Source organism: Methanobacterium paludis, from assembly GCF_000214725.1.
GTDB classification, from domain to species: domain Archaea; phylum Methanobacteriota; class Methanobacteria; order Methanobacteriales; family Methanobacteriaceae; genus Methanobacterium_C; species Methanobacterium_C paludis.
In genome coordinates this window covers 1,644,742-1,659,870 of sequence record NC_015574.1, presented here as the reverse complement: position 1 = coordinate 1,659,870, position 15,129 = coordinate 1,644,742, and the positions used below count along the sequence as shown (strand labels likewise).

Sequence of the window (15,129 nt, the reverse complement as noted above, 5' to 3'; positions counted from 1 at the left end):
TTTTTGGATATTAACATTGAAATAGTATTTGTAAATAAAAATAGAACTTTCAATATCTTATGAATTTATACACTTGTTGTTGGATTTACCCAGTTAAATCTATTTTATTTATTTTTATTGTAAATTAGATCGTAAGGTTAAAATACTAATAAACTCAAAGTTTAATTGGGCTAGACCGGAGGGTTAGGGGTCCTTTGTAAGCGCATATCCCCTATACGGCGCGGTCGAAGTTCAAGAGGCGGCAAATTGACTGGGTATTGGCCCAGGATCACGATGTCGAAACCTCGTCCCGCAGGATTGGTGGTGGTAGGGTTCTGGTTGTAGGACCAGAATAAACTGCCTTAATCATGGGAAACGGGTCAGGTCTGGAAAGAAGCAGCCCTACCATGGACAGCTGATGCTTGTGGAGCAACGGGGTGGAGTTGGGTTTCTGGATCACCAGTGCTTGGGAGGTTTGTCCACTCTTGAACGTGCCCATTTTATCTTAAACTTTTAAACAAAATAAAGCTTAATAACAAATCCATAAAATCCGCATTCCAAAAGGCTTTTAAGCGATGATTGATAGATGTTTCTATAACCTTTTGTTAATGTTTTATAAAATGGTTTTTGAAAGGTAATTTATTGTCGGGGTGGCCCAGCCTGGTACGGCGGTGGCCTGCTAAGCCACTGATCCTTTGGATCACCCGGGTTCAAATCCCGGCCCCGGCGCTTAGTTTTAACTAGATTTGAAAAACCTGGATAATTGTTGCTATTTTTTGTAATTAAATTATTTTAATTAATTATTTATTAATTATTACCAGTAACTATTTAATGGTTTTAGTCCATCTTATCTGTTTTAGTTTACTTTATCTATTCTTAACTAAATTATAAGTTTGAATTCTATTTATGATTTAAATTGTTTTAGGATAAAACGAGTTTTAAGTAAAAATCCATGTTATGAGTTGTTTTAGTTTAGTACTGTTTTATATACAAAAGGAATAAGAATATTACTTATATGCGAGGTGGTAACATGGATATGTTATATCTTTGGATCATTTTAGCAGTAATCTGTGCTTTGGCACATCTTTTCTTAAGTAAAACTCCTAAAACTAAAAATAGGGTTATAGAACTTTTTTTAATGTACACTCTTGTGGTAATGGTTGGTTTTACCAGCATTTGGGCATTTTTAGGGCATGCGTTCCTGGCAAATCAGATTGCAGCATATATTGGGTGGCCAGCAGGAAATCCCTTCCAGTTTGAAGTAGCAATGGCCAACTTGTCCTATGGTATCCTGGGCATTTTATGCATTAAGTTTCGTGACAACTTCTGGACAGCAACAGTTGTAGCATTTACTACATTTTACTGGGGAGCTGCCTATGGTCATGTAATGGACATAATGAACCATGCAAACTACGCAGCCGGAAATGCGGGTGCAGTGCTTTACTTTGATATGGTATTACCTGTGGTTCTTATAGTTCTGCTTTTAGCCTACAGAATGACTTTGAAAAAGAGTTTAAATTAAATATATTTTAGTTTACATCTATTCATATTTTTTTTTAAATTGATAGCTGTTTTAGGAAATCAATCTGCCGATTTTATGGATTTTCAGGCAAATAAATAAAATTTACATAATATTTTGGCATAACACTGAGGAAGTACCTCATGGAGTAATTCGACCATAATAATTATGAACTTGGTTTAACTAAATATTATACAGTAGACCATCTACAAATGGCACTTACAAGTAGATGACCTGAATTTGGCACATACATTAGATCACCAATATTTAATCTAGAATACTTAATTTAGACACAGAATTAATTTTTTTTCATAAAGAAAGGCGTTATATGATTTTATGTTCATTTATATCTTCATTAGAATTTTTAATTCATTTAAAACTTAAAACAGAATTTATTATGTAAATTTCTTATTAAAAAATCAGCAGGAATGGTTGATAGTGAAATACCTTTTTTCCCACCTTAAAGAATTTGAAAAATTCAAAAATGATCCAAAAACTGCCGTAATAACTGATATAGATGGTACCATAAGTCAAATAGCATCTAAGCCGGATGAAGCAGTAGTAACTCCTGAAATGGGGAATATTTTAACCAGATTGGCGGATAAATTTAAACTGGTTGCAGTTATAAGCGGACGGCCTGTTAGGGATGCCCAGAAAATTGTTGGAGTGGATAATTTACTCTATGTTGGAAGCCATGGTTTGGAATACATGAAAAATGGTAAAATTCACGTTGAAGAGGAAATTGAAAGGTACGTACCTATTATAAAAGAAGTTGCCTGTAAACTAGAAGAAGAGGACTCTTGTAATATTGAGGGAGTACTTTTTGAGGATAAGGGTCTCTGTTTTTCCATACATTATAGATTATGTAAAGAACCGGAAAAAGCAAGAGAAATTATATTGGATTCGCTTGAAGATGCCCTTAAAACTACAAAAAATGATAACAGATGTGGAAATCTTAAAATTAAGGAAGGACGTAAGATTGTGGAGATAAGACCCCCAATAGGCTATGATAAGGGCACAATCCTTGAAAAAATCACTTCTGAAAACCATGTCGAAAAACTTGTTTATTTTGGTGATGATATAACCGATAATGATGCATTTTCCAAGCTTAATCAACTTAAATGTGAAAATAAGCTTGATGGAGAGTCAGTACTTGTGCTTTCAGAGGAAATTCCAGATTATCTGAAAAAGAATGTCTCTTTTTTTGTTGAAGATGTTGATGAAGTCCATAAATTTTTCAAATGGCTTTTAAATGATTGAAACTGTTTATGAGGGGATAATCCGTTTGCATTTCTGTTGCAGTACTACTCACTGTTGCAGTATTACTCACTTTACTGTTTTAGCATTAATTACGGTTGCAATTACTGCTGTTCTCTGAGTAATGAGTCTCAATATCATCAAACTGATCCGTGATCCAGTGGTAAATATTTCTTTCACTAACGATCTTTTTTATACCATTTAAACGTCTTTTACGCTCTTTTTGACCCATAGTAACTGCTTGGTATATTGCTTCTGAAGTTTGTGTGATATCAAATGGGTTAACATTTAAAGAATAATCCTTGAGTTCTTCATAGGATCCAGCATGTTCTGATAGGATTAAAACGCCTCCGTTCTCGTTTACAACTGATCCTTCCTTTGAAACTATGTTCATACCGTCACAGATGGGATTTACCATTAAACAGTCGTAATGCTTAAATGCAGCGGTTACAAGGAGATAATCTGCTTTGAAAATCTCTTCTATGGGTTTCCAACCTTCTTTTGAATATTTTGCGTTGATATATCCGACTATTTTATGTATTTCCATTCTGTACGCTCTGTACTCTTTGATCTGTTGTCTTGTTGGTTTTCCTGTGGTTAAAAATTTGACTTTTCCATGGAATTCCGGATGTTTTTCCAGGAAATCGTCGTAGGCCCTGAAACCCCTTATTATATTTTTGCTGAGGTCTGCTCTGTCTGTTCTGTAGATCAAAAAGCAGTCCCCTTTTATTTCATTGATGGTTTTTTCCTTTTCTAAAACTTCATCTGTTTTTGACAGTTCTTTAAGTCCTTTATCATCAACGGAGATGGGATAATCCTTAACAAGGATTTTACGGCCTTCATAATCTAATGTGCCCTTCTTAAAATCCACATTATCTACGTAGGGTTCGCAAGTTCTCAAAAAATTGTTCACGTACTTTTTTATGTGAAAACCTATGATGTCATTTGCTAGAAGTCCTTTTATAATGGATTCTTCCATGTAATTTGGTAAAATACAGAAGTATTCTGGTTGTGGCCATGGAATATGGATAAACTGGTTTAAAAATATGTCTCCAAGCTTCTCTCGAATGTAAGTTGGACATAAATAAAGGTGGTAGTCTTGCAGCATGATCATGGCTTCCTTACCGTTTATTTTTGCTTCTTCTATTACCTTATCTGCAAACTTCCTGTTAACATAGTCATAACCATTTTTCCATGCTTTGTGGATGCTATCATCAATTTCAGGGGTGTAAGGAGGATTCCACATGTAATGCTGGACAAACCAGAGTAATGGATTGCTTATCACACTGTAGTACTCTTTGTACCTTTCGGGGTCAACCACAACAAATGGAACCCAAAATTTGGGTTTATCCTCTGGAAAAGGCACTCTGTATCCGGGAAATTTACGTGCAACTTCCACATCGCCCTCTGTCATCGCACTTGCTATCCATGTTCCATTAACAGTTTCCATAATTGGAAGCAGGGTTGAGACCAAACCTCCTGCGCCACGTCTGGTTTCTATATTTCCATCATCTCTTTTATGGAATTCAACTGGACCTCTGTTGGACGCAACGATCAAATGTTTGTCCTCTAAAAATTTGTCTATTTTGGCGTTTTGGCCATTATTTTGAATTTTTACACCTCCTACATATCTAATTTGAGTTTTAAACATGTAGAAAATTCAAATAATAACTCCTTCTGATTTTAAGCAAATTTTTAACTGAGTTTAGGTAATTTAACGTCTTATCAATCTTCACTTCAAATCTTCAATCTTTCAAGCCTTCAATTCCAAATCTTTTACGTTTTTTAAATCTTAAATTTTTATTAGCAATTTTTAGTAGCAGCACATCTTTTGGGAACATTTCCATTTTTCAGCATTAAACTGATTAAACGTCTTGAATCATATTTTTTAATTCATTGCTCAATTCATCCAATTTTTTGGATGTTTTGGATTCGATATAAACTCTCATTAAAGGTTCAAATCTTGAAGGCCGCACAAGAATATAAGCATCTTCCCAATCAATTCTTATACCATCTGTGGTTATTGAAACTCCTTTTTCATCTAAATTCTCTTTTAAATTGTTAAGGACGTCCTCTTTATTTTCATGCTCGCATTCTATTGAAAAACCTGTTCTAGGATATTCTGGTATCTCCCCTGCCAGTTGAGAAAGTGTTTTGTTTTGTTTGCAGATGGTCTCGATCATCTTTACACCGGTGAATATGGCATCGAAACAATCCTGAAACTCGGGAAATATGTACATCCCTGGCTCATCTCCACCAAAAACAGCTTTATTTTCTATGGTTTTGTTTAAAACCAAATTTACAGGGGCTTTTATCAGATTACCTTCATACTTTAGCACTGTCTCATCCAGAGCCCTTGAAGCTACAACAGAAGATACAATAGTTCCACCTGGATTTTTGATCAAAGATTCCCTTGCAAATATTCCCAGTACCGTCTGATCCCGGATTATGTTACCGTTTTCATCAATAAAAATTATTCTATCCCCGTCGTTATCCAGGGCCATTCCAAGATCTGCGCCTATTGATTTTACGAGGTCTGAAACCATGGAGAGAGTTTCTGGTGTGGGTTCTGCAAACATTTTTGAGCTCGTCTCGGTTGTCTGGCATCCGAAGAGTATGGTTTCACATCCCAGTATGTTTAAAAGTTGTGGCATAAAGGGTACAGTTGAAGCGTTAGCACAATCTACAACCACTTTTAATCCCATACTGCGTATGATTTCTTTTTCTACGTTTTCGAGGACTGCATTTAAATATCTGTCAACGTAGTCGTACACATATGAGAGATATCCTATCTTGTCCCAGGGGACTCGCTCTGCATGTTTTTGTGCCATTGGAATTTTGTAGTCGCTGAATATTTTTATGGCGATCTCATCCGGGCGCAGATGAGATGCAGTTATGGTTATTATAACGTCTGTATCGTACAGACTAGCCCCGTAATGTACCGTGGGTATTGGGGCCACTCCAAAGTCAATCACTCCAATTCCTGATGCCATTAAACCTGCTGTAATGGATCTTTTTATCATCTGGGAGAATAAACTTGTATCTCGCCCAACCACAACATTTTTTCCGGGTTTTAAGAAATTTCCAATCATCGTGCCCATGTTTGAGGCAAATTCATTGGTTATTTCTGAATTAACTACTCCTCTGATTTCTTTGACATACAAAGACATTATAAATCCTCTTTAAGAGCATTATCTGGATTAAGTCAATAGTTTTAGAAATGTGTTCATTTGATTATAGTAAATTCTTCTAGATTTTCCTAGATTCTCATTCAATTTGCATCAATTCCACAATTCCTTTGATTATTCCTCTCTTTTTCCTAACAATTATTCAAAACATATTATTGGGGTTTGCCTGGCAGGTGAAAAACGTGGTGATTTCCATGTTTTTATGGTATTTTCTAAAAGATTTTATTAGATTACCCTGTAAAAACGTAGATTATCCATTCTAGGCCCTCAAAGGTTCTTAAAATTAAATCTTACTTCAGATTTTGCTGATAAATATCTAATTATTCTACCGATAAATCTGCATCTATAATGGAGTCTGGTAAAATTTTAATCCTATTTTTTATATGTCTTGAAGATTTTACAACAGAATTTTCCCCTATTCTAACCCTGCTACCTGCTACAACACCATCTTCTATTATGCTATTCTTTTCGATGCGACATTTTGTGTCTATTATACAACCGCTGAGGAAGGAATTTTCTTTTATAACACTATCTTTAAGGATTACAGAGCCCTGAATGTTGGTGTTCTTTCCTATAAATACATTATCTCCAATAACAGAGCCTTTAGATATTGTACTGCCATCATCTATTATGCAGTTACTTCCAATTACCACAGGCCCTTCAATTCTCACTCTTTTGCCCATATGGATATTTTTACCGGTCCATATATTTCCAATCTTACCGATTCCAGGTTTTATCATCGCTTTATAAATCGTTTGTTTGACCTTCTGGTTTAGTATATCGTAGGTTGCCTTAAGATAACTTTCAGGCCTTCCTACATCGTTCCAGTAGCCATCAAACACGTATCCATATATCCCTGCATTTTCTTCGATGAGTTTGGGGAAGATTTCGTTTGAAAAATCAACCTCACCTTTTTTATCCTCAAAAAAGTCGAATATTTCAGGTTCAAAAACGTAGATACCTGTATTTGCAATTTTGCTGAATACTTCGCTGGGAGCTGGTTTTTCGAGGTAGTTTGTTATTTTAGCCCCTTCATCCAGCACAGCTATTCCGAAATGGGAAGGATCGTCCACTTTGGTTAGTACCAAGGTTGCAATTGCTCCTTTTTCTTTATGAAATTTTAATATATCTTTAAAATTAATATTACTTATTACATCGCCACTTAAAACTAAGAAAGTTTTATCTACATACTTTTTAGCTTTCCGAACACTCCCTCCTGTGCCCAATGGAGATCTTTCTACAGAGTAATCTATGTTAACACCCATATTAGAGCCATTTTTGAAGTAACTCTTTACATTGCCTGACATGTAGTTCAGGGTCATTATAACATCTTTAAGTCCAAAGAGTTTCAATCTTTCAACTGTATGCTGTATTATGGGCCTGTTTACCAGAGGAATCATAGGTTTTGGCCTAATAAATGTCAAGGGACGTAATCTTGTTCCCTTACCTCCGGCCATTATTATAGCTTTTACCAAGGTTACCACCACGGAAGATTTCTATTCTTAATATTATGGTGTTGAAAACATAAATAATCATTCCACAAAAGATATTAAGTCCCAGATTTCAACTACAAAAAATTTGTAAAATAAGTAATAAACTGTTATAAAGACGATAAAGGAAGAAAAAGGAATTAAATATAACTATCCCCATTTAATAAATTCTAATTTTTTTTAGAGTTCTTTTTATCAGATAAATACTGCTAATCATTCTCTTTTTGGTTCGTTTAAAATTTGTTTTAACATTTATCTGGATTTATTCTCTTTTATTATCTTTTATTTCATCCTATTACATCTATTGACAATTATTTTCGCGATTACTTCTTATTATCATTGATTAACTTTTTAATAGCATTCCCAAGTCTTTTTATTCCTTCTTCTATCTTTTCATTACTTGAATTTGAGAAGTTAAGTCGCAGTGTATTTTTTTCAGGATCATCCGTGTAAAAAGCTTCGCCTGGAACGAATGCAACCTTCTGTTTTATTGCAATGTTGAAAAGCTCCATTGAAGATACATCTTGAGGTAGTGTTACCCATAAAAACATCCCACCTTCAGGTTGGGTGAATTTCACATTCTGAGGGAAGTACTTTTTTATCATGGCAACCATAAGGTCTCTCTGTTTTTTGTACATCTTCTTTATGTTTTTTAGGTGTTCTTCCACATCATAATCCATTAAATATCTGTAAACTATCCTCTGGGCAAGATAATTACTGTGCAGGTCTGAGGCCTGCTTTGCTATGACCAGTTTTTCCATAACCTCGTCATCTGCAACTATCCAACCAAGCCTAATTCCAGGGGAAACTATCTTTGAGAATGAACCAAGAAGCACAGAGTTTTCCAGGTAACATTTTATTGGAGGTATATCTGAACCCATGAACCTTATTTCACCGTAGGGATTGTCTTCAACCAGTATTGTACCGTATTTTTGGAGAATGCTGGCTATTTCCTGTCTTCTCTTTTTGGAATACGTTGTTCCTGTAGGATTCTGGAAGTTGGGAATGGAATAAAACAGTTTTATTCTGCCAGAGCTCAGAATATCTTCAAGGGCACTGGGGTCTGCTCCATCTTCAACTAGGGGAACTGAAATAAAATTCGGCTCGTATAAACCAAAAGATTGTATCGCTGCAAGGTAAGTGGGTCTTTCAACAAGGATTTTATCGTCACGATCTACAAAAATCTTTCCAACAAGGTCAAGACCCTGTTGAGAACCATTTGTAATTAATATATTGTCTGGATGAACTTTAAGGCCTTTAGATCTGTAGCGCTCTGCTATCCATTCCCTTAACGGTTTGTAACCTTCAGTTGTGCTGTACTGGAGTGCTTCTTTCCCATTTTCTTTCAAAACCTTGGATGCTGCCTCTGCAATCTCCTTGTGGGGAAATGAATTAGGATTTGGAAGTCCTCCTGCAAAGGATATGATCTCAGGGTCTTCTGTGACCTTCAAAATTTCTCTTACAAATGATCTTGGAACTTTTGACATTCTTGATGCGAATAAATCCTTCATTTGGATATTCCCCTAACTTTTTTAGCTTTATTTAAATATTCGTTATTGTTTGCTTCCATATTTTTTAACATGTTCCCATGCCTTTTTATATTTATTAAAATCTTTATCTTTATTGGAAGATTCATCTTCCAAATATATATTAATATCTTCTCTTTTGAAGGCTTTTCTATCGTTTCCAACAGGACAAACCTTGATGCAGATACCACATGGGGATATATGCTTGTTTCTAAGTTTTTTACTCCTTGTGGCACAGGTTATTTTATCCATTGGTTGTGGAAATTCGTCTTTATTCTCAGTTAATGGTATGGCTTTTACAGGGCAGCTTTCAGCGCAGTTCATGCACCTTGTACACAGATCTTCTGTTTTCAGAGGATCAGGTTCTATTTCAGCTGTTGTGAATATTGACGTGAACCTGACTCTCGGACCGTATTCATGGGTGAGCAGGACGTTGTTCTGCCCAAATGAACCCATTCCTGCAAGGTATGCTGCGTGTTTATGGGAGAAAAATGCAATGGGTTTTTCCAGTAGAACATCTATGTCCCCGTAACTATCCCTTGGAAGATAGATGGATGGATAACCATTTTCTGTGAGGAAATTTGAAATTTCATAGGCCTTCTCATCTAAAAGGGCATTTACAGTTTTGTAAAGTTCATGGTAATAGATTGAAGGTGCTGTTTCAACTATGGGAAGTTGCACAGGGAGACCTATAACAACAACGGTTTTGGCCTCAGGATATATGGATTGGGGCCAAAATTCTTCGGGTATCCACTCTTTAAATGTGTTTGGAAGTTCTTTTGGTGGATTTTCCCATCTTTCAACCGGTGCGAATCCCACCATGGATATTCCAAGTTTTCTGCACTTTAAAAGCAGCTTTTTTTTAATGGATTCATGTTTCATTTATTTAATATTGTTTTTGTGTATGAATAAAATTTTTTCATCTAAATTCATATATTAAAAGATTAAGACCATCAAAGAATTAACAAATTTAAAAGAGAATTTCAAAAAGCCCCGAAAACTATTTTTAATATCCAGCTATCTATGGATTATTGTATAAAGACCTATTTTTTAGGTATTGGTTTATTTAAGGATTCCACACAAAAACTTTCACCTTTTGGGCAGACATGGACGGTTACCATGGCTATATCTTCAACCCTTTCGATTACTTTCTTTTCAACATTATGGGCTATTTTATGTGCTTCTTTAAGGGTTAAATTATCCATAACTTCAACGTGAAGATCAAGGGAAGCGTAAGGACCCACATAATTTATTCGGACCTTGTGAATTCCAAAAACACCTTCAACAGACAGGGCTGCTGTTTTTATATCAACCAGAATCTCCTTCGATGGCAGAGTGCCCATTAAACTGTTTATATTTTTATTTCCTATGTCAAATGCAGTCTTTAAAACCATTATGGATATAAAAATCGCAACTATTGGGTCTAAAACAGGTATTCCCATCCTTGAGCCAATCACACCGATTAATATGGCTGAACATGAAAATATATCCACCTTCTGATGCTGTGCATCTGCAACTATGGCGGGGCTGTTTATTTTATTTCCTGCACACATCATGTAAGTGGTCATTGCAAGGTTTGCACCGATTCCAACGATGGCCATAAGTGCCGCAGTCATATCTGGTGGGGTTAAAACCCCTCCTGCAGTTAATTTCCTGTAAACTTCTGAAAGTATTTCAAATGCAATGATCACAAGGAAAACAACGATTACAAGACCGGTTAAAGGTTCTGCACGACCATGACCGAAGGGATGATCACTGTCTGGGGGTATCATCCCGATTCGGAATCCTATGGCCGTTATTATGGAGGTTAAAACATCGGAAAGTGTGTGTGATGACTCTGCAACAAGAGCTACACTGCCAGAAAGTGTTCCCACTGCGAAATTTAAAATGGTCAATATGATGTTTCCGGATATTGCCACTGAAACTGCCTTTTTACCGGTTTTCTCTCTCTCTTTTCTATCCAAAATTGAGTCCCCTTTAGATCAATTATTGATATATAATTCATTCATGGATTTTATTCTCTCTTTTTTTAGTTATAAAAAGAATTGGGTTGGCATTGTTCATTAGGAAAGCCTAATAACTGAAATAAAATAGGCAAACCTAACATTTCCTTTATTTTTTTATTTTTTTTAGTTAAGCTTGAAAAACTTAAAAACTATCAAAAATTAGGATCAAGAAATAATTAAATTGAAAATAGTTAGAATTGAATAAGCTAAAAAATGTGGATGAAATGTGATTAAAAGTTTATATTCTCCAACCTATCCATAGCTTCTTCTATTTCCTCGTAGGATGTGGCGTATGAAAACCTAACATTTTCACTGCCATACTTTCCGAATGCATCCCCATGGACCACCACAACATCCCTTTTTAAGGATTCAGAAACGAATTCCTGGGAATTTTCAATTTTAGGGAAAACATAAAAGGCACCGTGCGGTGCTGAGCACTCAACCCCCATATCATTCAATCTTTTCACAATGAGATTTCTCCGCCTTTTGAATTCAGCAACCATTTCACCCACACTATCTTGCGGACCTTTGAGGGCTTGAAGGGCAGCTTTTTGGGATATTGAACTTGCACATGCTGTGTTGTACTGATGGACCTTTAACATTTCCTCTGTTAACTCAGGATTTGCTGCAACATACCCTATCCTGAAGCCAGTCATTGCATAAGCCTTTGAAAAACCGTTAATAGTCACAGAATTTTCGCAAAAACTTCCGGGACTGTAATGCTTGCCTTCATAGATTATTTTTTCGTATATCTCATCGGATATCAGAACTAAATCATGGTCGTCTGCAATTTCAGCCACTCCCTTTATATCCTCCTTTTTCATGACAGCACCTGTTGGGTTTGAAGGTGAGTTCAAAACTATGGCCTTAGTTTTGTCCGTTATATTTTCAAGGACGTTTTCAGGCGTCATCCTGAACTCATTTTCTTCTTCAAGTTTGACAGGAACTGAAACTCCTCCTGAAAGCTTCACACATGCGTCGTAAGAGACAAAACCCGGATCCGGTACCAGAACCTCGTCTCCACTATCAACAATTGCCTGCATGCACATGAAAAGTGCCTCGCTTGCCCCGACAGTCACTATTATGGACTCAGGATCAGCTTCCACGTTATTTTCACATTCTAACTTGTTGGATATGGCTTCCCTAAGTTCTAAAATACCTTTATTTACTGTGTAATGTGTAAAACTTTCTTTTAAGGCTTCTACAGCAGCATTTCTTATGTGGTGGGGTGTGTCAAAGTCAGGCTCTCCCAACCCTAGGTTTATTGAGTCTTCCCCAACGAGTTCGAACATTTTCCTTATTCCTGAAAGACTTATTGATTTAACTCTTTTTGAAGTTTTCATGAGAATTACCATATCTATTTTTATCACAGATCGTATATAAAAGAAATTAAACTCTCCTGCACATATAATCTTCATTTTGCTATAATTTAGGGCATGTTAATATTAAATTAAATTTCATGAAAAAACGAATTATTAATTGACTTTGAGATTGAAGCTCACTGAATTTTGGGTATATTGCATACATATATATGGTTATACAGCTTCCAAGATACCTTGATTTTTTACTTATTTATTAATTAATTTTTATTAATTACTTAGTTATAATTAAATTATTATTACCATTTTCAAAGTGTAAATCTTTTTTTAAATGCTGATTTAACTCTTGGAAAGTTATTTCGATTTTAGTTATCGAATTTAAAATAATACTCACCACTTGAAATATCTTAAATTTAATATAAATAAATTATGAACAGGTATCAAGAAAAAAATTAATATGGAAAGGGGATGCTGATGAAGAGATATATATTTTATTAAATCATAGGAGTCCACAAAAAATGGAGAATGTAAATTATTTTAAAAAAAGAAAAGAAGTTGAAAGAGAAATTTTTAGAGAATTAGAAGAGCTTAGAAGAATTATTTCAAAGAATGTTAAAACTGGAGATTTGATTGAATTACCGGGAGATTATATATTAAAAATAGGAAACTCCAACGATGGTCTTAACGTTATTTCTATAGGAAATAAAGGAAGTAATGAATTTATTTGTTTTAGAAATCTAAGTTTGACTCAACACCAAAGGTACATCACAGTCCTACTGGAAAATAAGAATGATATAATTAAAAGAATTAATAAAATGAATGAAAACGCAGTTAAACTTGGAGAAAACCTACTTAAAACTAACAAAACAAGAACTTAATGATTTTTATTTCTTTTTGTATCGGTAAACTTTGACAAAAAACAAAAAGAATATTTGAATATATAACTCTTATTTGTCATTTAATCGTTCCTCAACTTTTTGAATCTCTTCATCTTCCATGAAAGCTCCCATTACTGGTTTTAATTCCCCATAATCTTCCATTTATTTCTCCATCTCCTCAAACTTGTCCATAACGGCTTCATATTTTTTAAGCTCTTCAGTTTTAACTTCTTTAACTTTTATATTGTCTATTTTGGAGGGAGTATATCATTTGAATCATAAAATGAGAGTATGAATGAAAGATAAAGATTTATTGTATGTAGATCTAAAGCTTGCTTATAACTTGTTTGTGTTGTTTTGCCATAATCCTTTTTTATAAACCAGTTTTTAAGTTTTTTCGTCTTTTTCATCCATAAACATGCCTCTTTTAAGATTTGTGGTACGCTTACATATACTAAAAGTCCAAGAGCAGTTGAGAAGTTTATATATACACAAGCGTACTTAAAAGAAACTATGACTGATTCTGGATTGAAGCGCTCACTGGGTCTTTTTGATGTGGTAAGTCTGGTGGTTGGAACCATAGTTGGGGCAGATATTTACATTGCTGCATCTTTTGGAGCCGGATTTTTAGGTCCATCATCCATTTTTGCATGGATAACTGCAGGGTTAATGGCAATAATCATAGCCTTGTGTTTCGCTGAATGTTCCTCAATAATTCCAAGGGTTGGAGGACCTTACGCTTATGCAAGAGAAGCTTTTGGTGATCTTACGGGTTTTTTGGTTGGATGGTCCCTTTTGATAGCGGAGTGGAGTGCGATAGCAGTATTTCCCCTGGCATTTGTGGCATATCTACGATATTTTTACCAGGCCATGCCCTTTTGGGAACAGATAATAATAAAAGTTTTATTTGTCCTCTTCTTAACATTTGTAAATTACAGAGGCGTTAAAGAAGCAGGAAAAATTAACGATATATTAACTGTTTTAAAAATTGCACCAATTTTCATATTGACCTTAATCGGGGTCGTATTTTTTATTCTTCAACCTTCACAGCTCATATCCAATTTCACACCAATATCTCCCCTTGGATTTGGAGGTTTTGGAAGCGCCCTTGTACTGATATTCTGGGCTTATGTGGGATTTGAACTTGTAACAGTACCTTCAGATGAAATAATAAATGCAAAAAAAACCATTCCCCGGGCCATATTAATGGGGATGGGTATTGTAACCTTATTTTATGTATTGACCAACTTCGTGATCCTAGGTGTTGTTCCTTGGAAAGAACTTGCCACATCCTCTGCACCACTTGCACTGGCAGGATATGCTGTTATGGGGAGTATAGGGGCCATTTTATTGGCTTTAGGTGCTTTATTTTCTATTTCAGGATCTGATGAAGCAGGAATCTTATCATCAGCAAGGATACCCTATGCAATGGCAGGAGACGGTCTTTTACCCCATGCATTTGCAAAGGTACATCCAAAATACGGTACACCATACGTTTCATTGTTTGTACAAAACAGCATAACTCTTGTAGCAGCTATATTCGGAACCATAAATCAACTTATAGTTCTTTCGGTGTTCACACTTCTCTTTTGTTACCTGTTAACATGTGTATCTGTTTTTCCTTTGAGGAAGAAGTTTGAAGGCGGAATACGGCTTCCCAAGATAATACCCGCTTTAGGAATTGTTATATGTATTTATATGATGACCCAATGTGCTTTGAATCAAATAATTATAGGGGCCGTATTTATAGCATTGGGAATACCCATATTTTGGAGATATGCTACAGGAGAAGAGATCAAAGCTGTGAAAAGGGATATGGTTCTGGGAAGAGGTCTGTTTTCAAAATGGTTCATGTATCCTGAAAAGGCTTTAGCCCATTTTTTAAGACATCTCTATAATTTTTTGAACAGATTAAGGAAAAGAACAGTTTTTATGCTTTTTAATTTCTTAAGTTAATTTTTTTCAAG

The 15,129-nt window shown here is 35.3% G+C and carries 11 protein-coding genes, 1 tRNA gene and 1 other RNA gene; 6 read left to right on the top strand and 7 right to left on the bottom strand.

All coding sequences use genetic code 11. The annotated features are described in order from the left end of the window. Positions 1 to 163: 163 nt before the first annotated feature. The 4 genes from ffs to otsB all read left to right on the top strand — a co-directional run bounded on the left by ffs (position 164) and on the right by otsB (position 2,758). Positions 164 to 480, top strand: an RNA gene (gene ffs, locus MSWAN_RS12495) — signal recognition particle sRNA. A gap of 143 nt (positions 481 to 623) precedes the next feature. Continuing rightward, positions 624 to 708: transfer RNA gene (locus tag MSWAN_RS07660), tRNA-Ser, on the top strand. 301 nt (positions 709 to 1,009) lie between these two features. Continuing rightward, the gene (locus tag MSWAN_RS07655) at positions 1,010 to 1,501 is read left to right on the top strand and encodes a DUF6790 family protein (protein WP_048188028.1); all 492 of its coding nucleotides are present in this window, start codon (positions 1,010 to 1,012) and stop codon (positions 1,499 to 1,501) included. A gap of 435 nt (positions 1,502 to 1,936) precedes the next feature. Beyond that, entirely contained in the window at positions 1,937 to 2,758 is an 822-nt protein-coding gene (gene otsB, locus MSWAN_RS07650; RefSeq protein ID WP_227717015.1) for a trehalose-phosphatase, read from the top strand. An 85-nt stretch (positions 2,759 to 2,843) separates the two neighbouring features. On the opposite strand, the gene MSWAN_RS07645 is transcribed toward otsB, so the two are convergent. The 7 genes from MSWAN_RS07645 to MSWAN_RS07615 all read right to left on the bottom strand — a co-directional run bounded on the left by MSWAN_RS07645 (position 2,844) and on the right by MSWAN_RS07615 (position 12,308). Then, a complete protein-coding gene (locus tag MSWAN_RS07645; RefSeq protein ID WP_013826053.1) occupies positions 2,844 to 4,406 on the bottom strand; it encodes an alpha,alpha-trehalose-phosphate synthase (UDP-forming) in 1,563 nt (520 codons plus the stop codon). Positions 4,407 to 4,620: 214 nt separating this feature from the next. Next, positions 4,621 to 5,925: a phosphohexomutase domain-containing protein gene (locus tag MSWAN_RS07640; RefSeq protein WP_013826052.1), complete on the bottom strand. Its 1,305-nt coding sequence runs from the start codon at positions 5,923 to 5,925 to the stop codon at positions 4,621 to 4,623. 338 nt (positions 5,926 to 6,263) lie between these two features. Next, complete coding sequence (locus MSWAN_RS07635) at positions 6,264 to 7,418, bottom strand: sugar phosphate nucleotidyltransferase (RefSeq protein ID WP_013826051.1); 1,155 nt, start codon at positions 7,416 to 7,418, stop codon at positions 6,264 to 6,266. 338 nt (positions 7,419 to 7,756) lie between these two features. After that, positions 7,757 to 8,944 carry an aminotransferase-like domain-containing protein gene (locus MSWAN_RS07630; RefSeq protein ID WP_013826050.1) on the bottom strand — a complete coding sequence of 396 codons (1,188 nt, stop codon included), beginning with the start codon at positions 8,942 to 8,944 and terminating at the stop codon, positions 7,757 to 7,759. A gap of 42 nt (positions 8,945 to 8,986) precedes the next feature. After that, on the bottom strand, positions 8,987 to 9,841 hold the full coding sequence (locus MSWAN_RS07625) for a 4Fe-4S binding protein (RefSeq protein WP_013826049.1): 855 nt from the start codon (positions 9,839 to 9,841) through the stop codon (positions 8,987 to 8,989). 161 nt (positions 9,842 to 10,002) lie between these two features. Beyond that, the gene (locus MSWAN_RS07620; RefSeq protein ID WP_013826048.1) at positions 10,003 to 10,923 is read right to left on the bottom strand and encodes a cation diffusion facilitator family transporter; all 921 of its coding nucleotides are present in this window, start codon (positions 10,921 to 10,923) and stop codon (positions 10,003 to 10,005) included. A 272-nt stretch (positions 10,924 to 11,195) separates the two neighbouring features. Further along, a complete protein-coding gene (locus tag MSWAN_RS07615; RefSeq protein ID WP_144011632.1) occupies positions 11,196 to 12,308 on the bottom strand; it encodes a pyridoxal phosphate-dependent aminotransferase in 1,113 nt (370 codons plus the stop codon). Between the two features lie 494 nt (positions 12,309 to 12,802). Between MSWAN_RS07615 and MSWAN_RS07610 the strand changes: the two genes are divergently transcribed. Both MSWAN_RS07610 and MSWAN_RS07605 read left to right on the top strand, forming a co-directional pair. Further along, complete coding sequence (locus MSWAN_RS07610) at positions 12,803 to 13,162, top strand: hypothetical protein (RefSeq protein WP_013826046.1); 360 nt, start codon at positions 12,803 to 12,805, stop codon at positions 13,160 to 13,162. 513 nt (positions 13,163 to 13,675) lie between these two features. Beyond that, positions 13,676 to 15,118, top strand: a complete 1,443-nt coding sequence (locus tag MSWAN_RS07605) for an amino acid permease (RefSeq protein WP_013826044.1) — start codon at positions 13,676 to 13,678, stop codon at positions 15,116 to 15,118. Positions 15,119 to 15,129 lie beyond the last annotated feature (11 nt).